The organism is Clostridioides mangenotii TR (genome assembly GCF_000498755.1).
Lineage (GTDB): Bacteria > Bacillota > Clostridia > Peptostreptococcales > Peptostreptococcaceae > Metaclostridioides > Metaclostridioides mangenotii_A.
This window is the reverse complement of the sequence record NZ_AXUS01000023.1, coordinates 1-22,180: the sequence shown is the minus strand read 5'-3', so window position 1 is coordinate 22,180 and position 22,180 is coordinate 1. Positions and strand designations below refer to the sequence as shown.

Below are 22,180 nucleotides of genomic sequence, written 5' to 3'. Positions count from 1 at the left end.
CATAATACTAAAATGTAGTTTATCACAATAGTTGATCCTTTTTATTTTATTATAAAAATAATTTTTAATAAATATAAGTTATATTCAATCATATGATAATACTATTAATAAGTGTGAGGAATATGTTAACTGAAGTAATAAATTAAGAATTTTAGTAATATGCTTAGTAGAGTGAAAAATATTTTTTAGGAGGGGATTGTCAATGAAAGGGAAAATTAAAAGAGCATTTCCTGGTGGTAACACTTCAAAAGGATCGTATTCATTTTTTAACAATATAGTTCCTGAAAACGTAAATAGAATATTCTGCTTAAAAGGAGGGCCAGGAGTAGGAAAATCTTCCTTAATGAAAAAATTAGCAAAAGAATACAATTCCAAAGGATACGATATAGACTTGTTTCACTGCCCATCAGACCCAAACTCACTTGATGCGCTAGTAATCAAAGAGTTAGGAGTACTCTTATTAGATGGTACATCTCCACATATAGTAGATCCAAAACTACCGGGGGCAGAAGATGAAATAGTAAACTTAGGGGATTTTCTAAATACAGCAGAACTTGAAAAGAATAAAAACAAAATAATAGAAACGGATAGAGACATAAGTGATAGCTTCAAAAGAGCGTATAAGTACCTAGCAGCAGCGGAACCTATATATATAGGAATACAAGATAAAAACTCTTCTTGTTTGAATATAGGAAAATTAAATAAAATGACTGAGAAATTTATAGACGAACTATTTAAAGATATAAAGAATACAGGAGTCTATAGAAAAAAAGTACATCTATTTGGATCAGCTATAACTCCAGTCGGATGTGTAGATCACGCAGGCAATATTTTCCCTGAAGACGCAGAAATATATTACCTATCAGGAGAAATAGGAACAGGAAAATCTACATTTATAAAAAGGATAGCAGATAAAGCTGAACTTAAAGGGATGAAAGTAGAATTATACCACTATCCACTAATACCTGAAAAAGTAGAAAGCGTATATATAGAAAATCTAAACATAGGATTCACAGTAAGCAATCTATTTAGTGAAAGAAGGACAATAGACTTTAACGAATACCTAGATAAAAAGAAATTATTGAAATACGAAGAAGATATTAAAACTGATGAAAAAGCATTAGAAGATCTATTGAATCTAGCAATATCAAGTTTAAAGAGAGCAAAAGCAAATCACGATATCATGGAGGGCTACTATGTACCTAACATGGATTTTGATAAAGTTAGCGAGTTGAGAGAAGAAATAATTAAAAAAATAAATAGCTATAAAAAATAGATCAATGAGTATAAATAATGATTAAAATTATAAGCAAAAATAATGAGTAAAAAACTAAATCGAAAATATAAAGAGCAAGTTCACTTACACTGAACTTGCTCTTTATATTTAAGTTCTCTGCGTTGTATTTGTAGTTGTCTGGCAAGATTTTTTAGCCAGCCTGCAAGATAACAACATCATCCTTATATCCATTTGGATCTCAACCATTAACCCACATTCTACTTATATTTTATGATATTATAGTACTTAAAGAAATTAAAGAAATTGAATTAATTTGTAGGGAGCTAATCAGTATGAAAAAAGTATATATGTTTATAATATTAACGAGTGCAATATTAGGTATATTTATCGGAAGTATGATAAGAGACACTGCTAGCGATAACGCTGTTTATGGAAACAAAGACAAAGTAGTAAAATCACAAATCAAAGAAAAGAAAAAATCTGTAGAAGCTCTTCAAGAAGAAAAAGGAAAGTTAGATGATCAAGTAGAAGAGCTAAGCAAAAAATTCAAAAGTTCAGATGAAGCCAAAGACATAAATTCTCTAGAAGAAAATCTTTCTTATACAGATTTAAAAGGATCAGGGATAATAATGACTGTTGATGCAAGAGATGAAAAGGAAGGAAATCTTTCTAATTTAGTCGACTACAACAGGATACTTCTAAATATTGTAAATGAGCTGAAGTCTGAGGGTGCAGATTTTGTTTCTATAAATGACCAGAGGATTAATCAGTATTCAGAGATAGCACTTGCTGGTAGTCATATTAATATAAACGGAACTCCTGTTGCTCAAGCTTATGTAATAAAAGCAATAGGAGATCAAAAAAAATTATCGAATTATATGGACCAAGGAAGTGAGTATTTAAATAGAATTCAATTAAAAAATCCTATAAAAATAAATATAAAATTTGATAAGAAAATTCATATGAAAAAGATAAATTTGCCTAATAATTTAAAATATATAGAGGGTGAGTAAAATAGAAAAGAGCGTGGCATCACAACTTTTATTAAACGATGAAGGAAATTACTTAAATGATGTATCGGAACCAAGTGATTTAAATTCTTACATAAATATAAATGCTGATGACAACAATGTTATAAAGAGATTATTCTATGATCTTTTAACGACAGCTGTTGAATTAAATGCAAGTGATATACATATTGAACCTTTTGAAGAGAAGACTGTTGTTAGAATGAGGGTAGATGGAGAGATTATAAAAAGATCAGGTGTGGAAATTGACGATTACTCAGCACTGTGTACCATTATAAAGCTGAGCGCTGGTATGGATATAACTGAGAGAAGGCTGCCTCAAGATGGAAGAGTAGATATTAAAGTAAAGAGTAAGGTTATAGATATTAGAGTATCCACAATGCCTACGATCTTTGGGGAAAAGATAGTACTCAGAATTTTAAATAGAGATTCATTTTTAAAGAGTAAAAAGGAGCTTGGATTTTCCAAAAAATCAATAGAGCTAATAGAGGGAATGATTGGTAAAAAGTCAGGACTAATTCTTGTGACAGGCCCTACTGGCAGTGGGAAGACGACGACTGTATATTCTCTACTAGATGACTTGAGGGACACAAGTAAGAATATAATGACAATAGAAAATCCAGTTGAGTACAAGATGGATGGGATAAATCAAATTCAAATAAATCCAAAAATAGGTCTAAACTTTGAAAATGGACTTAGAGGTATATTAAGACAAGATCCAGATGTAATTATGGTAGGAGAGATCAGGGATTTAGAAACGGCTAAAATAGCAATAAGAGCGGCTATAACAGGTCACCTAGTAATAAGTACACTACACACGAATGATGCAGTGTCAGCTATAACGAGACTTCTAGAGATGGGAATTGAACCGTATTTATTAAGCGCTTCTATAATAGGAGTTTTGTCTCAAAAGCTAGTTAGGAAAGTATGCGGTGATTGTAGCCATGAGATATCTATAAAGGATAACTTATATGAAGAAATAAAAACTAAAGTCGCAGTGGGGTGCAAGAACTGTAACAATATCGGATATTTAGGTAGAACTGCGATTTATGAAGTTTTAAATATAGATGACGATATAAAAACATGTATAAAGGAATCTCCAGATACAAATTACATAAAAAACATAGCTATAAGCAGTGGGATGATTACATTTAATGACTGTTGCAGAAGATTAATAGAAAAAAAGATTACAACTTTAGAGGAGTGTATATCTATTGAAGAAATTGTATGATTATATTCCAAATTTAAATAAATACATATTAACGATAAATAAAAATTATAAAAATAATAAATTTTCAAATTCAAAGTATATAAAATACAAAGAACTTAGAGTTATGTGTAAAGAAATAGCTATTTTACTGGAATCAGGATGTGAGATAATCAAACTCCTTAATATGGTTAAGGAACATTCTAGTAAAACTGCAAAGGATGCACTTGCACATATTTCGGATCAAATCCAGCGTGGAAAGACTTTAACACAAGCATTTCAAAGTACACAATCATTTTCAAATTTTTTTATAAATACAGTCTCTGCAGGAGAGGTGAGTGGTTGCTTAGATCGAGTGATGGAATCTTTATCAAGTTACTTCGATAAAGAGTACAAGCTTAGGTCTAAGATAATTACAATAATGATATATCCAATAATCTTAATTATTTTATCATTTACATCTATGGTATTTATCTTATTATTTATCATCCCAAATTTTCAAATCATTTTTTCAAGTAATGCGATAGAGCCACCTCTTTTGTCAAAGATACTGATATTTACATCAAACTTTTTAAGAAGTAACCTTACAATATTGTCTTTAATATTTATAGCAGTATTGACCTTATTGTACTACTTATTTGTCTATAACAAGTGGTTTAAGAATTATATCGATAAAGTAAAACTAAAATTACCTGTTACTAAGATGTTGAACGAATTGATAATAACAACGAGATTTTCAAGCTCATTGAAGATACTTATAAGCAGTGGAGTTCAGATAATTGATGCGATAGATATTTCTGCCCATGTTGTTGATAACAAATATGTATATAAAGATATATCAAGTGCTAATAATTACATAAAAAAGGGAAATTCAATAGGAATTGCACTTGAGCAGGTTAAGTTCTTTCCAGAACTTTTTATATCTATGGTAAAGGCAGGTGAGGAGAGCGGAAAACTTGAAGAGAGTTTAGAAGCAGCTAACAAATTTTATGAAAATGAACTTAATATAAAGATAGAGCAAATGATAAAGCTTTTAGAACCGGTAATTATTATAATTTTAGGAGCGATTATAGGTTCTTCAATAATAGCAATGGTAACACCTATGTTTGAAATAATATCTTCAGTATAGTTAGTGAAATAAAGTTACGCATAGAATCTATATAAAATAAAAAATTATAGTGTGAAAATTACAGTAACAGTATAAGAATTATTTGGGAAAGGTGAGCGTGTATTGGAGATAAAAATAAAAAATAAGAAGCTACTTAGAATAAAAGATAGAAAGAAAAAAGGATTTACACTTGTTGAGATGGTAATTGTTATTACGATACTAGGGATTCTTACGAGTATCGCACTTGTGAAATACGGGAAGGTTCAGGACAACGCAAAGTTAAATGCAGACTATACAAATGCAGCTAATATTGCAACCGCAACAAGTATTGCAATAAGTGATGATAAGAGCATTGCTGAAAATATAAGCGTGGAGACTCTAAAAGAAAAAGGATATTTAAACACAGTCCCAGTTCCACAGAGCAAGGTTGGTAGCTTTACAATAAAAGTGCTTGATAATGGAGATGATATTGCAGTATTTGTCGATACAGAACAGTTCTATCCTAAATAGAAATTTTTATGGTAAGGTTAAGGATTATAGAGTGTTTTACATGTTGAAAAAGAGAAAGCGTCTAGCTGTAGTTGTAAAGTCATTTTCTATGATATGTAAAAGGGTAGCTTAATTGCTACCCTTTTTAATTTCTTAAAAAACCATCCATGATTTTAGAATTAATTAGTCTTTGTAGCTCAGTTAAATCCTCTGATTACTGATAATTGCACTGCTATTACTTTGTGACAAAGCACTTAGAGGATCGTAAGGTGCACCGGTAATAGTACCAACCAGTAAAGCGATGTCTACTGCATTAGCAGGTATTCCCCAAGAGTTACCAGAAAATATAAAAATAGCCTGAGCTACTACAAATCCTCTCGTATTATAGACCACATTGTCTAAGATATTACCTGTTGAATTTGGATTCAAATATGCAGGTTGTCTGAGAGAATAGAATAAATTCCCTTGAACCAGTAAATTGGTAACATTACTCTGCGTTACAAAACCACGGTTTACTACCCAATCTGTTGATGGCCCTGCTTGTGGGGGTCCATAAATAGTATTGTTTACAAGCTTATGGTTTGTTCCTGCGAATTGAATAAATTCAACTTCGTAAGGATCATTACTTGTGATGGTTAATCCATCTAATGTTACGCCAGTTCCCGTTACTAAAAAGACGATAGCGGTGCTTTGTAGCTCAATCAGTGTATTAGGATACCCTTTTAATGTTATTTCTGCTTTATTGATGGTTATCTGAGCAGTTATTGGATAATTTCCTCCTAATATATGCACAATACCTGTTGGAGATACGGCAGTAATACCTTCTTGGATTGTTCCAAATGGGTTAGCTTGGGTACCATCACCATTAACTGCACCAGCTTTAACATATATCTCAAATGGATTTGGTTCAATGGTTCCAGTAGGACCAGTGGCACCAGTGGCACCAGTGGCACCAGTAGGACCAGTAGCGCCGGTCACACCAGTAGTACCAGTAGTTCCAGTCGCTCCGACGGTAGCACCAGTAGGACCGGTAGCACCAGTATTTCCAGTAGCGCCAGTCGCTCCGACGGTAGCACCAGTAGGACCGGTAGCACCGGTCTCACCAGTAGGACCAGTAGGACCAGTGGTACCAACGGTAGCGCCAGTAGGACCAGTAGCACCGGTTTCACCAGTATTTCCAGTAGCGCCAGTCGAACCAGTTGAACCAGTCGAACCAGTTGAACCAGTAGCACCAGTAGCACCAGTAGCACCAGTCGAACCAGTTGAACCAGTCGAACCAGTTGAACCAGTCGAACCAGTCGAACCAGTCGAACCAGTCGTGCCAGTCGAACCAGTTGAACCAGTAGCACCAGTAGTGCCGGTAGCTCCTGTAGGACCAGTATTTCCAGTAGCGCCAGTCTCACCAGTAGCGCCAGTAGCACCAGTAGTGCCAGTAGCACCAGTAGCACCAGTATTTCCTGGCGAATTTAAATTTTCTATAGTCACAATCGCAGAACCAGGTGTTACTGTAATGTCAAGTGTTGATGATTCGAAAATTAAATCATCGTTCACAAACAAAGGGACACTTGTAGTATCGGGTCCTGCAATATTTAATAATGTCTGACCTACATCAAATATACCTGTCGATCCAGTAGGACCTGTCGTTCCAGTTATACCAGTAGCTCCAGTAGGACCTGTCGCCCCGGTTAAACCTGTAGATCCTGTTACTATACATGGAGTACAGCACCAATGCGGTGGTTTATGTTTATGACAACAATCATCACAACAATCGTCACAACAATCATTGCAAGGATAATCACAATGATCGTTACAAGAGTGTTTGTTAAATTTTAAACTACAGTCTTTATTAACATATTTATTGTATTTTCTCATAATGTTCAACTTCCTTTTACAGTTTTTAAGCGAATGCTCTTATTATTATATGATAGATCTAATATTTTGATATTTTCCCATAATGTTCAATATCACGTAAAAAAGTCTCTGCAACTAAGTTTATAGAAGGCACTTGATATAGATTCCGTTTTAAAGAACTAAATATAAAAATGTGATTATTGTTGATACATCAATATAATATATAATTATAACAAAATAAGATATACATTAAAAATCACTAGACATAGGAGCTATACAAGAGGATAAATTTAATACAAAGAAAGAAGTTAATTAGGTGTGTAAGTTATTAAATTAAAAAGCCTAGCAAGTTATAGGCTTTTTAATTTAATAAATACAGGTTTTAAAAAATATCTAAATATGGTAAAATCGTAAGTGGTAATTGTGGATAATGTGTCAAAAGACAAAAAACTGACACTTTGCTAAAAAAACTTAGAAAAACGTTGAAATTTAACATATCCATGAAAATATGTGGTATAATTACGAATTGTACTTTTAATTTATTGATGGGGGAGTGAAAGTCACATTGTTGGGAAGAAATGAGCTATGTCCATGTGGCAGCGGCAAAAAATATAAAAAATGTTGTATGAATAAAGACCTAATATCAGAGAGAGCTGCGAGAAAAGTTGGGCTTTCACAAAAAGAATATACTGATTTATATACAAGACTTTACAATTATTCAAAGCAGGAAAAGTTTAAAGATGAATTTGAGAAGGCAAAAGAAGCGTTCTTTATTATGGATGATGAAGAAATCAACTCGAAATTTGAGGTGTTTTTCAATACTTACTTTATTCAAGATCACATAATGGAATTGAATAATGTAAATAAAGTGATTACAGTAGATTTCTTTGAAGAAAATAAAAACACATTGACACAAGTAGATATAGACATATTAAAGAGCTTATTTGAATCGTATTTAAGCGTTTACGAAATAATGGACATGTCATCTGGAAAGGTTAAATTGAAAGATTGTCTGACAGGTGATGAAGTAACTACAGCTGATGTTAATTTATTAAAGGAATTTAAGGTAGGAAGCGCAATTATCGCTAGACCTATACATGTTGGAGATACAAGTCTACTTATAGATATAACATTAAGTATATCTGATGAAGTTAAGGATCTTATCGTTAATGATATTAACAAATTACATAATCAATATGAGAGTGTATACAAAGATAAGAAAACTTTCTTGATTTATCACACACATATACTTTACAAATACATTCAACAGTTACTCGATAAGAGAGTTGCTGATTTTTTAAAAGCAGAGAGAGATAAAGCTTTAGTTGATGAAGTTGCTGTAACTAAAAATGACGATGCTTCAGAAATAAAAGAGCCATCTCAAGTAGATTGTAAAGTTACTGAGCTTATAAAACGAATTTCGGACGACGAAATTTCTGCTAAATGCGTAAATTTCTGGACTGAATACAAAAATAATAATATGGATAAAATAAAGGGATCAGAAAACAGCTGGGCAGCAGCAGTTGAATACCACATCAAGAAAGAAAATGGTGAAATTGCGACTCAAGCTGAAGTAGCTAAAAAGTATGATACAAGCGCTAGTACATTAGGTAAGAGATACAAAGAAATTAAAAACGCATAATAAAGAACAATAAAGTTTAAAAATATATATAAATATATAAAATTATGAAAGATATAAAACTATCGATGATGATACAATGTTTTAGAAAGAGGTATTAAAGAATGAATCTTAGTCTAGGCAAAGAAATTACAGTGTCAACTAACTTTATAAAATCTAATCCAGCTGTACCTATCTGTGTAGGAGATGAAGTGCATGCACTTATATACCACATAGAAATAGGGTACAATAATAGTGGGCACCTAGATACAAGACAGTATATAATTGTAGATTATAAAGAGTACAATTTATCAAAAGACAAAAGAGAACAGTTAATTGAAATGGCAAAGAAATATTGTGAAGAAAAAGACATTTTAAATGATGATTCTTTAGAAATAGAGCTATTAGACAATGAAGAAGCAGAAAACTTTATCGAAAAAGTATTCAACAATATGAAGATCATAAAAGGTCTTATAACACAAGGGAGTTAAATATGGATCTAATTGGCATAGAAAACATAACTCCATACAAAAACCAAGTAGAATTTTCTATCTATAAATTTGACGACGAAATAAATATTGGAGATAAAGATAGCTTTGTGTGTGATGTTAAAGTTGTCATTATGGAAGTAGAAGACTCTTTAGTTGAGAGGCTAGGAAGAGAAACTCAAGCTTTAGCTATAGTAGAAAAATACAGCGAATACATTAGCCAAAATGACTTCGAAGATAAATTAAAGAAATTTATAATTGAAGAAGTTTTGATAACGAATCTAAACAAAGAAAATATAGAATTAATTTATTCAAAACAATAATACAATGTAATGAGAAGAAGGGGATATCTTAAAGTGATTAATACTCACTTAAGATATCCTTTTTAATTAATTTTGGATTTAATAAAAAACATAATAAATTGAGATGTCTAGTCATACATCAATACCATAAACAAAACAAAAGCATATAAAAACAAAACCGAAATTAGATATAAAAACAAAAATAAAATCAAAAGTGAAATTAGCTATAGAAATAAAAGCAAATATTAAAATAAAATTAACTAGTAAAAGAATTAATATAGAAAAACAATCAGAAAGACTTAAGTATAAAAAATAATTTATAAATTAAATATTAAATACATATAAATCGCTACGGATTCGGGACGTTAGGAAAAAGGTTTACAGATATAAAAAGTTTAGCCAAGTTTTAACAAAAATTTAATGCAATTATAATTTTTAACATACATTTAACACTACAAAACTCGAAATTTGGTAAAATACAAGAGGTGTAAAAAGGTTCTGAAAACTCTTAAGGGGAGGAAATACATTGGAAATTACAATCAATTTGATGGGAGGATTGGGGCTATTTCTCTATGGAATGAATTTAATGGGAGATGGGCTTCAAAAATCTGCAGGGACGAAATTAAAAAAAATAATTGAATTACTTACAAGTAATCTGATTATGGGTATTTTAGTTGGTACAGGAGTTACTGCGATAATCCAAAGTTCAAGTGCTACTACTGTAATGGTTGTAGGGTTTGTTAACGCGGGAATTATGACATTAAAGCAGGCTATCGGCGTTATAATGGGTGCTAATATTGGGACAACTGTAACCGCTCAATTAGTATCTTTTAACCTAGATGGTATGGCTCCCATTGCCTTAGGAATAGGTATCATTATATATTTATTTGCACATAGCGCAAAGGTCAAAAACCTTGCTGAGGTTTTAATCGGTTTTGGTATATTATTTACAGGTATGGAATTTATGAAAGGTGCTGTCGAACCTTTAAGAGATTATAAGGGATTTACGGATTTATTGGTTACATTCGGCAATAAACCGCTACTTGGTTTATTGCTTGGATTCGCTATTACAGCGATTGTACAAAGTTCAAGTGCATCAATGGGTATGTTGGTAGCACTTGCTTCAGAAGGAATTATACCACTTGGAGCTGCACTGCCTATACTGTACGGACAAAATATAGGTACTTGTGTAACTTCACTGTTATCGAGTATTGGTACAAATAAGAATGCAAAGCGAGCTGCAGTAATGCACTTGATTTTTAATATTCTCGGCACTGCGATATTCTTGTTGTTGCTTAATAAACCAGTCGTGGCTTTAGTTACATCTTGGGACCCAGGAAATGTGGCTAGACAAATAGCAAATACTCATACACTGTTCAATATTTTATCTGTTATAGTATTGATGCCATTCAATAGTCTTATAATCAAACTCGCTATGAGGTTGGTACCAGATAAGGAAGGCGACGAAGATGAGGATGAAGCAAGAACTGTTAAATATATAGATAGCAGAATGATAGAGACTCCTACAATAGCTCTTGGAAATACAGTTAAAGAAACTGTTAGGATGAGTGAAAAGGCGAAAGAAAGTTTGAATGCGGCTATGAGAGGATTGCTTGAATTGTCTCAAGAACATATAGATAGATCTTATAGGCGTGAAGGTCTTATAAATGATCTACAAAAACAAATATTAAATTACCTATTGGATCTTTCGAAGGCATCATTAGATGACGACGATAGAGAGACTGTAGATACTTTATTTAATACAGTTAATGATATAGAAAGAATTGGAGATCACGCTAATAATATAGCGGAACTGTCTCAAGAAGCTGTCGATTCTAAAATAGTATTCTCTGAAGAGGGAAGAAAAGAACTAGAAGAGATGTACAGCAAAGTTATAACTGGATACAATTATGCAATTGAGTCGATAAAGAAGGACGATGTTGAGCTTGCTTATAAAGTCCTTAGAATAGAAGAACATGTCAACATGCTAGAAAAATCATGTAAGGCAAATCATATGAAAAGATTAAATGAAAATTTATGTAGTATTGAAAATGGGGTTATATACTTAGATGTAGTAGGAAATTTAGAAAGAGTATCCGATCACGCTGTAAATATTGCACAACAAGTTATTGCTCAGAGAATTGGAAAGATGTAGTTAATGACTCACTCCTGTGATATAATTTCATTAGAGTATAAATATGAAAGGTTTATTTATAGATATGATAAATTTTAATTATAAAAAAGCTATTGGATTTTTTTCACAAGATGATATAGATTCTATGCAGAAAAGTGTGAATGACGCGCACTCTATGCTTCACAATAGAAACGGATTGGGAAATGAATATTTGGGATGGATGGATCTCCCGAGAGATTATGATAAGTCTGAATTTGAAAAAATAAAAAAGTGTTCTAAAAAGATACAGTCAGATTCGGATGTATTATTAGTAATTGGTATAGGGGGGTCTTATTTAGGGGCTAGAGCAGCTATAAATATGTTGGGTCATACTTTTAGTAATGAGCTAGATAAAGACGTTAGAAAGTCTCCAAAGGTTTATTTTGTTGGAAATAACTTAAGTTCCACTTATATCAATGATATTTTAGATTTGATCGACCAAAAAGATATTTCAATAAATGTTATATCGAAATCAGGAACTACAACTGAACCTGCTTTGGCATTTAGGATATTTAGAGAATATGTTGAAAATAAATACGGCAAAGAAGAAGCAAATAATAGAATATATGTGACTACTGACAAAGAAAAAGGTGCGCTTAGAAAGATGGCTGAAAATGAAGGATACGAAACCTTTGTTATACCTGATGATGTAGGAGGACGATATTCAGTGCTGACTGCTGTAGGACTTTTACCTATATGCGCATCTGGATTTGATATAGATAAGATCATGGAGGGAGCAAACGATGCTAGAGTTAAGTTTGAAACTCCAGATATAAAGTCAAATGATTGCTATCAATATGCAGTAGTGAGAAATATACTAAATAACAGCGGTAAGGATGTTGAGTTGCTAGTTAACTATGAGCCTCAACTTCACTATATAAGTGAATGGTGGAAGCAGTTATTCGGTGAAAGTGAGGGTAAAGATCATAAAGGTCTATTCCCAGCTTCTGTAAACTACTCTACGGATCTACACTCAATTGGTCAGTATATACAAGATGGTAAAAGAATAATATTTGAAACTGTTTTAAATGTTGAAAATACAAAGCGTGAATTAGAGATACCTTATGATGAAGAAAATCTGGATGGGCTTAATTTCTTGGCTGGAAAAAATTTGGATTTTGTAAATTTTAAATCTTATCAAGGTACAATACTTGCTCACAATGATGGTGGCGTACCTAATTTAATAATAAATATTCCAAATATGGACGAATATAATTTTGGGTATTTAGTGTATTTTTTTGAAAAGGCATGTGCTATAAGTGGTTATTTGCTTGGAATAAATCCATTCGATCAGCCTGGAGTAGAGGAATATAAAAACAATATGTTTGCACTTTCGGGCAAACCGGGATATGAATCGCACAAAGAAAAATTAGAAAAGAGATTATAAGTTAAGTTTAAATTAAGATTTAAAGAATATAATGAAATCATACTAAGTGAGACATATGTTTACACCTAGATGATTTCTTTTTTTATACATAAATTTATTTAATATGTTATAAAATATAAGGCGAAATGGTGTAAGAATATATTATAGATTGGAGAGGAAATTATGTTTCGAAACAAATTAATTAAAATAACCGTTTTGGTTGCTGTCATTTGTTCTATATTAAGTTCTGCAGCAACGGTATTAGTTCTAAAGAATACTCTTTTTAGTACAGATAGTACATCAAAATCTCAAGATATCGTAGTAAATGACACTGGGAAATCGGAAAATGTATACCAAGCAGTAGCAGAAAAAGCTACTCCATCAGTAGTTGGTATCACAACAACAAGTGTAGATAGAAGCGGCGGATTCTTCCCTTCTGAAATGAAAGGAGTCGGTACAGGGATAATAGTAGATTCTAAAGGATATATCCTAACAAATTCACATGTTGTTTCAGACGGAAAAGCTACTAGTGTAAACGTACTGTTTAACGATGGTTCAGATACATCGGGTAAAGTGGTTTGGTACGATTCACAATTGGATTTAGCGATTGTAAAAGTAGAGAAAAAAGGTCTTTCACCTGCTGAATTTGCAGACAGTGATAAGGTTAAAGTCGGGGATATATCGATAGCAATAGGTAATCCACTTGGACTTGAATTCCAAAAAAGTGTTACTCAAGGTATAATAAGTGGACTAAATAGAAGTATAGAAACTGAGCAGGCTAAAATGACTGGGCTTCTTCAAACTGATGCAAGTATAAACTCAGGTAACAGTGGGGGACCACTTCTTAACAGTAAAGGTCAGGTAATCGGTATAAATACTGCAAAAGCATCACAAGGAGAAGGTATGGGATTTGCAATTCCAATAAATACAGCTAAGAGCATAGTTAAAGAAGTTATAGAAAATGGCAAGTACGAAAAAGTTACATTAGGAATAAAAGGAATGGACTTAACAAATTATGAAGAGGCTACAGGAATGGATTTAGAAGCAAAAGAAGGAGTATATGTAGCTGAGGTAATAGCTGATTCAACTGCAGATAAAGCAGGGCTTAGAGCAGCGGATGTAATAGTTAAGGTTGGCGGTACTAAAGTAACTGGAATGAATGATTTAAACAAAACACTTTACGGTTATTCAAAAGGTAAAAAATCCGAAATAGTGGTAAATAGAGGCGGAAAAGAAGTTAAATTAAACGCACAATTTTAGACAAAAATAAATCTCTATAATAAAATAAATTTAAGGCTATTATTAGATATAAGTATTCATATATGTGAAATTGAATATATTATATCTAACAATAGTCTTATTTTTTGCTAAATTTTTATAAAATATTAACGGTTTTTAAAGTTTAATTAATGAAAAAATTAGATATAGATATAATAATAGGTATAAAATAACATAAAAATTTATGAGTGTGAAAATATAGGTTAAAAATTTAATATTACTTAAAAAAGTATAGACAAAATTATAACGAATATAGTAATATATATATAACGAAGTTTGTTAAAAAATAATTAATATAGTTATTTAATAGTTAAAATATGTAATCAACTGTTAGGGGGTTAATATATGGATACATTAGTAATAAATTTACAAAAATGTAGCATACATGATGGACCTGGAATAAGAAGCACAGTATTTTTTAAGGGGTGTCCTCTTAAATGTATATGGTGTCATAATCCTGAGAGTCAGGCGTATTCAAAAGAAGTTTTGTACAATGAAGAGAAGTGCTCTAGGTGTGAAGCTTGTATAAAGATATGCCCACATGGTGCAATATACAGAGACACTGAAAAAGTCTGTCTAGATTTTGAAAAATGCGAACAGTGCGAAACTTGTCTTGACTACTGTATAAACAATGCAAGAGAAATGGTAGGCAAGCAGTATACTCCAAAAGAACTGGTCAATGAGCTATACAAGGATAGAATGTTTTATGAAGAGTCTGGCGGTGGAGTTACTCTTTCTGGTGGAGAGGTAATGGCGCAGGATATGGACTATATAAATGAGGTTGTAAAGCTTTGCAAGAGCAAAGGTTTTCACATAGCTATAGATACTTGTGGTTATGCAAAGACGCAAAACTATGAGAGTATATTAGAATATACAGATTTATTTTTATACGATATTAAGTTAATAGATGATGAAAAACACATAAAATTCACAGGCAAATCTAATGATTTGATACTTAAAAACCTGAAATTTTTAAGTGATAATAAATCAAATATAAACATAAGAATACCTTTAATAGTAGGGGTAAATGTAGATGATGATAATCTAGAGGTTAAAAAAATTATAGAATTCTTAAAACCTCTAAATATAAAAGCAGTAAGTCTCTTACCTTATCACAACATAGGAAAACATAAGTATGAAAAGTTGTACAAAACTTATGAAGCGATGAGTTTGAAAAGCCAAGTGACGAAAAAATGGAAGAGATAAAAGATTTATTTGAACAAAATAATTTTAATACTAAGATTGGGGGATAAGAATATGTCTAGAGGTACATTTGAAAGAACTAAAAAATTGAGAGAACAAAGTATCAATGCTGAGCCACATATTTCTATGGAGAGAGCTATCTTAATGACAGAAGCCTATAAGAAGTATGAAGGAAGTGTGGAAACACCAGTACTGCGTGCTTTATCATTTAAACATTACATGGAAAATAGAAGTCTATGTATCAATGATGGTGAGCTGATTGTAGGTGAAAAAGGAGATTCTCCAAATGGAGCTCCAACTTATCCTGAACTTTGTTGTCATACACCTGAAGATTTAGATGTAATGAACAATAGAGATATTATAAGCTTCTCTGTTTCGCCAGAATCAAAAGGAATTCATGAAGAAGAAATAATACCATTTTGGAAGAAGAGACAAATAAGAGATAAGATGCTTAAATCGATGACTAATGAGTGGTTGGATGCTTATGAAACTGGTATATTCACAGAGTTTATGGAGCAAAGAGCCCCAGGTCATACAGTATGTGGAGACACAATATACAAAAAAGGATTTTTAGATTTAAAGCAAGACGTTATAAACAGAATTGCTAGATTAGATTTCTTAAATGATCCAGACGCATATGATAAAAAAGCAGATCTAGAGGGTATGGGAATAGCTTGTGATGCAATGGTCGCTTATGGAAAAAGATATGCTGAAGAAGCAAGAAGACTAGCTGCAATCGAAACTGACGAAAATAAAAAGAAAGATTTTCTTTTAATAGCTGAAACTTGTGATGTAGTGCCTGCTCATAAACCAGAAACTTATCATCAAGCTCTACAAATGTACTGGTTTACTCATATAGGTGTAACTACTGAGCTTAATATTTGGGATGCGTTCACTCCAGGAAGATTAGATCAGCACCTAAATCCTTTTTATGAAAAAGATGTAGAAGATGGAATTTTAGATAGAGAAAGAGCACAAGAGTTACTTGAGTGTTTATGGATTAAATTCAACAACCAACCTGCACCTCCAAAAGTTGGTATAACGCTAAAAGAAAGTAGTACTTATACAGATTTTGCAAATATAAACACTGGTGGAGTAAATCCAGAGGGGCAAGATGGAGTAAATGAAGTAAGTTATATAATACTAGATGTAATGGATGAAATGAAGCTTATACAGCCAAGTTCAAATGTACAGATTAGTAAAAAAACTCCTCAAAAATTCTTAAAGAGAGCATGTGAGATATCTAGAAAAGGATGGGGTCAACCTGCATTTTACAATACTGAAGCCATAATTTCTGAGCTTATGGAAGCCGGAAAAACTATAGAAGATGCTAGACTTGGCGGTACAAGTGGTTGCGTCGAAACTGGATGCTACGGAAAAGAAGCTTACGTTCTTACAGGATATTTCAATATCCCTAAAATGTTAGAGCTCGCATTAAATAATGGATACGATCCAATATCCAAGAAACAAATAGGTGTAAAAACTGGAGATCCTAGAGATTTCAAAACTTATGAAGAATTGTTTGAAGCATTTAAAAAGCAGATGCACTATCTAATTGATATAAAAGTTGAAGGAAATTCGGTAATAGAGAGATTGTACGGAAAACATATGCCATCACCATTAATGTCTACAATAGTTGATGATTGTATAGAAAAAGCTCAGGACTACCAAAGAGGTGGATCTAGATATAATACTAGATACATTCAAGGAGTTGGTATAGGAACTATAACAGACTCTTTAGTAGCTATTAAATACAATGTATTCGACAATAAAAAGTTCGATATGGATACATTACTTAAGGCTATAGATGCAAACTTTGAAGGTTATGAAGCTATACTAAATATGGTGTTAAATAAAACTCCTAAGTATGGAAATGATGATGACTATGCAGATGAAGTAATGCAAGAAGTTTTTATGGCTTACTACAATGAAGTTACAGGAAGACCTACAGTAGCGGGAGGACAGTACAGAGTTGACATGCTTCCAACAACTTGTCATATATACTTTGGTGAAGTTATGGGTGCTAGTCCAAATGGAAGACTTTCTGCAAAACCACTTTCAGAAGGTATATCACCAGAGAAAGGCGCTGATACTAATGGGCCTACAGCAGTAATCAAATCATGTGCTAAGATGGACCACTTAAAAACTGGTGGAACATTGCTTAACCAAAGATTTGCACCATCTGTAGTTGTAGGGGATGAAGGTCTAGACAATATGGCTAACTTAGTTAGATCGTATTTTAGTATGGATGGACACCATATCCAGTTCAACGTATTTGACAAAAATGTACTTCTAGAAGCCCAAAAAAACCCTCAAGATTACAAAGATCTTATAGTTAGAGTTGCGGGGTACAGTGATCACTTTAACAACTTAAGTAGAACATTGCAAGATGAGATAATAGGAAGAACTGAGCAAAGTTTCTAAAAGTAATATAGAAAAATATATAGATTAAATTTAAATTTGTAGAAAATTTCAAATTTATATATAATATAAGCATGGCTTATTACAATAGGCTAACTCTAAAACTAGAGTTAGCTTATTGAATTGTTACAATAATCATTTAAAAGGAGAAATTTAATATGAAAACTCTAGGAATAATCGGTTCAGGAAATATGGCAACTGCAATATTGGGTGGGATACTTAATGCAGGATTAGTAAAACCAAATGATGTAACTATATCAGACTTAAATCAGGCGGCTCTTGATAGAGTAAAAGCTGATTACGGTGTAAATACTACAAAAGATTCAGCAGAAGTTATTAAGAATTCTGATGTAATAATAATTGCGCTTAAGCCTAACGTAGTTGAATTGGTATTAGGACAAGTAAAAGAGTACATAGATACAAATAAAATAATTGTATCTATAGCAGCAGGTAAAACTATTGCATCTTTAGAGGGCGCAGTAGGATCAGATAAAAAAGTTATCAGAACAATGCCAAACACTCCAGCACTAGTTGGTGAAGGAATGGCTGGATTATGTAAAAATATAAATGTAACAGATGAAGAGCTTGTAGAGATAAAAGGGCTTTTCGAAGCTTTTGGACAAGCAGAAATAATACCAGAGTCTCTAATGGATGCAGTTATAGGAGTGGGTGGATCAGCACCAGCACAGGTATTTATGTTTATAGAAGCAATGGCAGATGGTGGAGTAATGGCAGGTATGCCAAGAGCTCAAGCTTACAAATTTGCAGCACAATCAGTATTAGGATCAGCTAAGATGGTACTTGAAACTGGAAGACACCCTGGAGATTTAAAAGATATGGTTTGCTCTCCAGCGGGAACTTCAATTGAAGCAGTTAAAGTTCTTGAAGAAGAAGGGCTTAGATCAGCAGTTATAAAAGCTACAGTTGCAAGTGTAGATAAATCAATTGAAATGAGTAAGTAGGAAGTTGACGCTAAAATCGCCTTTTCGGGCGTAGACTTGTGTTCGCTTCAAGGCATAATAGAAATCTAAAAATTAAAAATTTGGAGGGGTCTTCCCCTTCATTTTTATATGATATTGACCTATCTTTTGATAGTGATCCTAAAGCACAGAGCTTCTTTATAAATGTAAGCTCTTTTTTTTATGCGTAAATTTACTTTAATATCAGAATACCTTGCATATTATTATATTTTGGAAAACATTTTGTCTAAAAAAAGGATTTAAAATATTATGTAGAATAAAAAATATATATACAATGCAAATTCTTGGATCCATAAAGAAAAGAGTGAAAAATCTATGAAAAAGGGAATAAGCTATAAAGTGTTGGAAAATTTAATGATGTTGCATTATGTACCTAAAAGTTTCAGCTAACTCAATATGCTTTTACTTATCACATCAGCCAGAATTACCTAAGAATCTTGATAAGTTTAAGAAAAAAAGTGAATAGAAAAAGGTATTTAAAATAAAAGAACCAATTACAAAATTATTATTTTGTAATTGGTTCTTTTTATTTAATATAATTAATCTTGGTCTTTAGCCTTTGCTTTTTCACTTGGACATCCTTGTGAAGCTGAAGGACAACCTGAACATCCGCTACATCCGCCTTTTCCTGATTTAGCAGATTTTAAATTTCTATATAGTATAAATAGTGCTGCTGCTACTATAACACCAGCGACAAGTAATTCGACAATTGATCCATTCATAAATACTACACCTCCAATGATATTAACCATGAAAGCAACTACCCATGCAAGTATAAATTGGTATGCAAATGATATAAACATCATTCTGTTGCCGTATTCTTTTTTCATAGTTGCAAGTGCAGCGATACATGGAGTATATAAAGCTGTAAATACAAGGAATGTGTATGCAGTAACACCAGTAAATACTGCTGGTAATGTAGTGTAAATATTACTGTATAGTATATTTAACGTATTTACAACAATTTCTTTTGCGCTTAGTCCAGTTAGTAAAGCTACTGAAATCTTCCAGTCTTTAAAACCTAATGGCATAAATAAAGGAGATATCACTTTTCCTATTGATGCGAGGAAGCTGTTATTTATTTCTTCTGTAAAACCGCTGAAGTTAAATGAAGATAGTGCCCAAATAACAACGGACATTGCAAACATTATTGTAACAACTTTTATTAAGAAGCCTTTAGATTTGCTCCATGCACTTTTAAATAGCGCTTTTAATTTAGGAACTTTGTATTCTGGGAGCTCTAATATAAAAGGCTCGACCTCCGCTTGATATACGGTATTGTTTAAGAACGATGCGACTAATATTGCAACTACAATTCCAAGCAAGTATAAAGATGTTGTTACTAGTGCTGCATTGTCTTTAAAAAATATAGTTACAAATAGTGCGTATATTGGGAGTTTAGCACCGCATGTCATAAGTGGTGCTATAAGAGCTGTTACTTTTCTATCCTTTTCACTTTCCAGTGTTCTTGTAGCCATTATAGCTGGTGATGAACAGCCCATTCCCATTACCATTGGGATAAATGCTTTACCAGAAAGCCCTACCTTTTTCATTATGTTATCCATTAAAAAAGCAGTTCTTGACATATAGCCGCTGTCTTCAAATAATGAAATACCTAAGAATAAAGTAAATATAAGTGGGAAGAAAGGTAGCGTACCTCCAAGCCCTCCTATGATACCGTCTACGATAAGTGATTTAAACCATGGACTTGAAGAAGCTAATAAACTAGTTGCCGGGGCTTCAATAAACTGCCCAATAAGTGATTCTGATAGCTCTTGTAGGGGTCCGCCTACCCAGTCAAATGTAAATTTAAATAGTAGATATAAAATACCGATAAATATAGGGTAAGCTAGTATTGGATTTAAGACTATGTTATCAATTCTGTCACTTATTGATATTTTCTTGTTATCTTCTTTGACAACACATAAAGATAAAATTTCTTCGATTTCTTTATATGTCTGAGTCTCATTTCCAAAGCTTGTTTTGTATTCAAATGTATCGCCTGAGATAGATTTTATCTTAGCGGATATTTTGTCAACCTCTGCCTTATCTTTGTCAATCAGTGGAAAAACTTCGACACCTAGCTCTTGACTAAGTTTTTTATCATCTATTGTTATTCCTTTAGATTTAGCGATATCTAACATATTTAAAAATATAACAATAGGTTTGTCGTATTTCATAAGTTGCGTTGTAAGATATAAATTTCTAGATAAATTAGTTGAGTCGACGACATTTACTATAACATCTACATCGCCTTCTTCTAAATACTCTTTAGATACCTTTTCTTCATTTGAAAATGTATCCATTGCGTAGATTCCAGGTAAATCAGTAACCTTGATGTCATCTCCAATAAAACCCTCTTTTCTTTCAATTGTTACACCAGGCCAGTTTCCTACATACTGGTTAGATCCGGTTAACAAATTAAAAACTGTAGTTTTACCAACGTTTGGATTACCTAATAATGCCACATTAATCAATTTAAAGCCCCCTTATTGTTGTAAGGAAATATTTTTAGCATCTGCCTTTCTTATTGCTAGATCAAATCCTCTAAATCTAATTACTATTGGATCTCCTAATGGAGCAATTTTTCTAACTTCAACTTCAGTATTGTTTATACACCCTAAGGCAAGAAGCCTTTTAGCTAATTTTTCGTTTCCATATATATTATTGATAGTGCCTTTTTGCCCAACTTTTAAGTCTTTAACTGTCATAAACGACATCTCCTATTAAATATTTTAACAATCATTTCTTTAATAATAGGTGATTTGAGAGGCTTTTTAAAATCAGAACAGTCCTCATTAGTACCACCTAATGACTTTCATTTTCATTTAATATATTATAGCAAGTAAATGCAAAAAAGTCAAGATAAACCCAGTAATCAAGCTAGGTTGAAATTGTTTTTTAAAACGATTTTTATAATGAAAATAGGGTAATTTATTATTGTATTTAAGAAGAATCTTCTGAAAATAATAATGGAGAATACAGGAATTTCTTAATAAAATATATGTTGAAATTTAAACTGTATACTTATATAAAACCTGCATTTGGTAAAGTAGACGTTTTTTAAAAATAAGCAATATGTAAATTTAGTCTATTATGCCCAAGTTTCATTGATAGAATATTGACAAAATATGATGTTCTTTGATAAGATATACATATAAAAATACAAAAATTGTAATACTGGAGATCATTATGGAGAATAATAAATTAGAGGAATTAAGGTCTGAGATTGAATCAGTTAGAGATGAAATAAATACATATATTGAATATCCAGAGATATTTAGTGAAGAATTAGTAGCGTCAAGCAAAAAAATCGACACACTTATAAATAAATACATGAGCTTGAACAAATAACCCACACGTGTGGGTTTTTTTATACCCAAATCACAATACACTATTAATTTAATATAATATTAATAATTTTAAGTCTT

19 protein-coding genes are annotated in these 22,180 nt (G+C 32.1%); 16 read left to right on the top strand and 3 right to left on the bottom strand.

All coding sequences use genetic code 11. The features are described 5' to 3' along the window. Positions 1-202 precede the first annotated feature (202 nt). The 5 genes from T473_RS0111800 to T473_RS0111780 all read left to right on the top strand — a co-directional run bounded on the left by T473_RS0111800 (position 203) and on the right by T473_RS0111780 (position 5,090). A complete protein-coding gene (locus tag T473_RS0111800; RefSeq protein ID WP_024622084.1) occupies positions 203-1,276 on the top strand; it encodes an nSTAND3 domain-containing NTPase in 1,074 nt (357 codons plus the stop codon). Positions 1,277-1,569: 293 nt separating this feature from the next. Beyond that, on the top strand, positions 1,570-2,250 hold the full coding sequence (locus tag T473_RS0111795) for a DUF881 domain-containing protein (RefSeq protein WP_024622083.1): 681 nt from the start codon (positions 1,570-1,572) through the stop codon (positions 2,248-2,250). Next, positions 2,243-3,496 (top strand): GspE/PulE family protein, encoded by a 1,254-nt coding sequence (locus tag T473_RS0111790; protein WP_024622082.1) that lies wholly within the window; start codon positions 2,243-2,245, stop codon positions 3,494-3,496. The genes T473_RS0111795 and T473_RS0111790 overlap by 8 nt, the downstream gene beginning before the upstream one ends. After that, positions 3,480-4,601, top strand: coding sequence for a type II secretion system F family protein (locus T473_RS0111785; RefSeq protein ID WP_024622081.1), 1,122 nt, complete (start codon positions 3,480-3,482; stop codon positions 4,599-4,601). The genes T473_RS0111790 and T473_RS0111785 overlap by 17 nt, the downstream gene beginning before the upstream one ends. 102 nt (positions 4,602-4,703) lie before the next feature. Continuing rightward, positions 4,704-5,090 carry a type II secretion system protein gene (locus tag T473_RS0111780; protein ID WP_242825933.1) on the top strand — a complete coding sequence of 129 codons (387 nt, stop codon included), beginning with the start codon at positions 4,704-4,706 and terminating at the stop codon, positions 5,088-5,090. Positions 5,091-5,270: 180 nt separating this feature from the next. Here the strand turns inward: T473_RS0111780 and T473_RS17805 are convergent, their stop codons facing one another. Then, positions 5,271-6,941, bottom strand: coding sequence for a hypothetical protein (locus T473_RS17805; protein WP_077065794.1), 1,671 nt, complete (start codon positions 6,939-6,941; stop codon positions 5,271-5,273). A 532-nt stretch (positions 6,942-7,473) separates the two neighbouring features. On the opposite strand from T473_RS17805, the gene T473_RS0111770 reads away from it, so the two are divergent. From T473_RS0111770 to T473_RS20165, 10 genes are all read left to right on the top strand, one after another. Beyond that, complete coding sequence (locus T473_RS0111770; RefSeq protein WP_152522307.1) at positions 7,474-8,562, top strand: SEC-C domain-containing protein; 1,089 nt, start codon at positions 7,474-7,476, stop codon at positions 8,560-8,562. A 101-nt stretch (positions 8,563-8,663) separates the two neighbouring features. After that, the gene (locus tag T473_RS0111765; RefSeq protein ID WP_024622076.1) at positions 8,664-9,029 is read left to right on the top strand and encodes a hypothetical protein; all 366 of its coding nucleotides are present in this window, start codon (positions 8,664-8,666) and stop codon (positions 9,027-9,029) included. A gap of 2 nt (positions 9,030-9,031) precedes the next feature. Further along, a complete protein-coding gene (locus T473_RS0111760; RefSeq protein ID WP_024622075.1) occupies positions 9,032-9,349 on the top strand; it encodes a hypothetical protein in 318 nt (105 codons plus the stop codon). Positions 9,350-9,854: 505 nt separating this feature from the next. Continuing rightward, positions 9,855-11,483, top strand: coding sequence for a Na/Pi cotransporter family protein (locus T473_RS0111755; RefSeq protein ID WP_024622074.1), 1,629 nt, complete (start codon positions 9,855-9,857; stop codon positions 11,481-11,483). A gap of 58 nt (positions 11,484-11,541) precedes the next feature. Beyond that, on the top strand, positions 11,542-12,888 hold the full coding sequence (locus T473_RS0111750; RefSeq protein WP_024622073.1) for a glucose-6-phosphate isomerase: 1,347 nt from the start codon (positions 11,542-11,544) through the stop codon (positions 12,886-12,888). Between the two features lie 159 nt (positions 12,889-13,047). Then, on the top strand, positions 13,048-14,127 hold the full coding sequence (gene htrA, locus T473_RS0111745; protein WP_152522306.1) for a serine protease HtrA: 1,080 nt from the start codon (positions 13,048-13,050) through the stop codon (positions 14,125-14,127). Positions 14,128-14,490: 363 nt separating this feature from the next. Beyond that, on the top strand, positions 14,491-15,351 hold the full coding sequence (locus T473_RS16770) for a glycyl-radical enzyme activating protein (RefSeq protein ID WP_330369493.1): 861 nt from the start codon (positions 14,491-14,493) through the stop codon (positions 15,349-15,351). Positions 15,352-15,402: 51 nt separating this feature from the next. Continuing rightward, entirely contained in the window at positions 15,403-17,772 is a 2,370-nt protein-coding gene (gene hypD, locus T473_RS0111735) for a trans-4-hydroxy-L-proline dehydratase (protein ID WP_024622071.1), read from the top strand. A 155-nt stretch (positions 17,773-17,927) separates the two neighbouring features. Continuing rightward, positions 17,928-18,731, top strand: a complete 804-nt coding sequence (gene proC / locus T473_RS0111730) for a pyrroline-5-carboxylate reductase (RefSeq protein WP_024622070.1) — start codon at positions 17,928-17,930, stop codon at positions 18,729-18,731. Between the two features lie 385 nt (positions 18,732-19,116). Continuing rightward, entirely contained in the window at positions 19,117-19,215 is a 99-nt protein-coding gene (locus tag T473_RS20165) for a cyclic lactone autoinducer peptide (RefSeq protein WP_077065793.1), read from the top strand. Positions 19,216-19,288: 73 nt separating this feature from the next. On the opposite strand, the gene feoB is transcribed toward T473_RS20165, so the two are convergent. Both feoB and T473_RS0111720 read right to left on the bottom strand, forming a co-directional pair. Next, positions 19,289-21,226, bottom strand: a complete 1,938-nt coding sequence (feoB, locus tag T473_RS0111725) for a ferrous iron transport protein B (protein ID WP_024622069.1) — start codon at positions 21,224-21,226, stop codon at positions 19,289-19,291. Between the two features lie 12 nt (positions 21,227-21,238). Next, entirely contained in the window at positions 21,239-21,460 is a 222-nt protein-coding gene (locus T473_RS0111720; protein WP_024622068.1) for a FeoA family protein, read from the bottom strand. A 481-nt stretch (positions 21,461-21,941) separates the two neighbouring features. Here T473_RS0111720 and T473_RS17795 point away from each other — a divergent pair, with 481 nt between their 5' ends. Then, positions 21,942-22,103 (top strand): aspartyl-phosphate phosphatase Spo0E family protein, encoded by a 162-nt coding sequence (locus T473_RS17795; RefSeq protein WP_077065792.1) that lies wholly within the window; start codon positions 21,942-21,944, stop codon positions 22,101-22,103. The last annotated feature ends 77 nt before the right edge of the window (positions 22,104-22,180 follow it).

Excerpts from the sequence above, each read along its gene's own strand:
- T473_RS20165 (WP_077065793.1), top strand. The coding sequence starts at position 19,117 with ATGTACCTAAAAGTTTCAGCTAACTCAATATGCTTTTACTTATCACAT.
- proC (WP_024622070.1), top strand. The coding sequence starts at position 17,928 with ATGAAAACTCTAGGAATAATCGGTTCAGGAAATATGGCAACTGCAATA.
- T473_RS0111800 (WP_024622084.1), top strand. The coding sequence starts at position 203 with ATGAAAGGGAAAATTAAAAGAGCATTTCCTGGTGGTAACACTTCAAAA.
- T473_RS0111720 (WP_024622068.1), bottom strand. The coding sequence starts at position 21,460 with ATGACAGTTAAAGACTTAAAAGTTGGGCAAAAAGGCACTATCAATAAT.
- hypD (WP_024622071.1), top strand. The coding sequence starts at position 15,403 with ATGTCTAGAGGTACATTTGAAAGAACTAAAAAATTGAGAGAACAAAGT.
- T473_RS16770 (WP_330369493.1), top strand. The coding sequence starts at position 14,491 with ATGGATACATTAGTAATAAATTTACAAAAATGTAGCATACATGATGGA.
- T473_RS17795 (WP_077065792.1), top strand. The coding sequence starts at position 21,942 with ATGGAGAATAATAAATTAGAGGAATTAAGGTCTGAGATTGAATCAGTT.
- T473_RS0111760 (WP_024622075.1), top strand. The coding sequence starts at position 9,032 with ATGGATCTAATTGGCATAGAAAACATAACTCCATACAAAAACCAAGTA.
- T473_RS17805 (WP_077065794.1), bottom strand. The coding sequence starts at position 6,941 with ATGAGAAAATACAATAAATATGTTAATAAAGACTGTAGTTTAAAATTT.
- T473_RS0111795 (WP_024622083.1), top strand. The coding sequence starts at position 1,570 with ATGAAAAAAGTATATATGTTTATAATATTAACGAGTGCAATATTAGGT.
- T473_RS0111765 (WP_024622076.1), top strand. The coding sequence starts at position 8,664 with ATGAATCTTAGTCTAGGCAAAGAAATTACAGTGTCAACTAACTTTATA.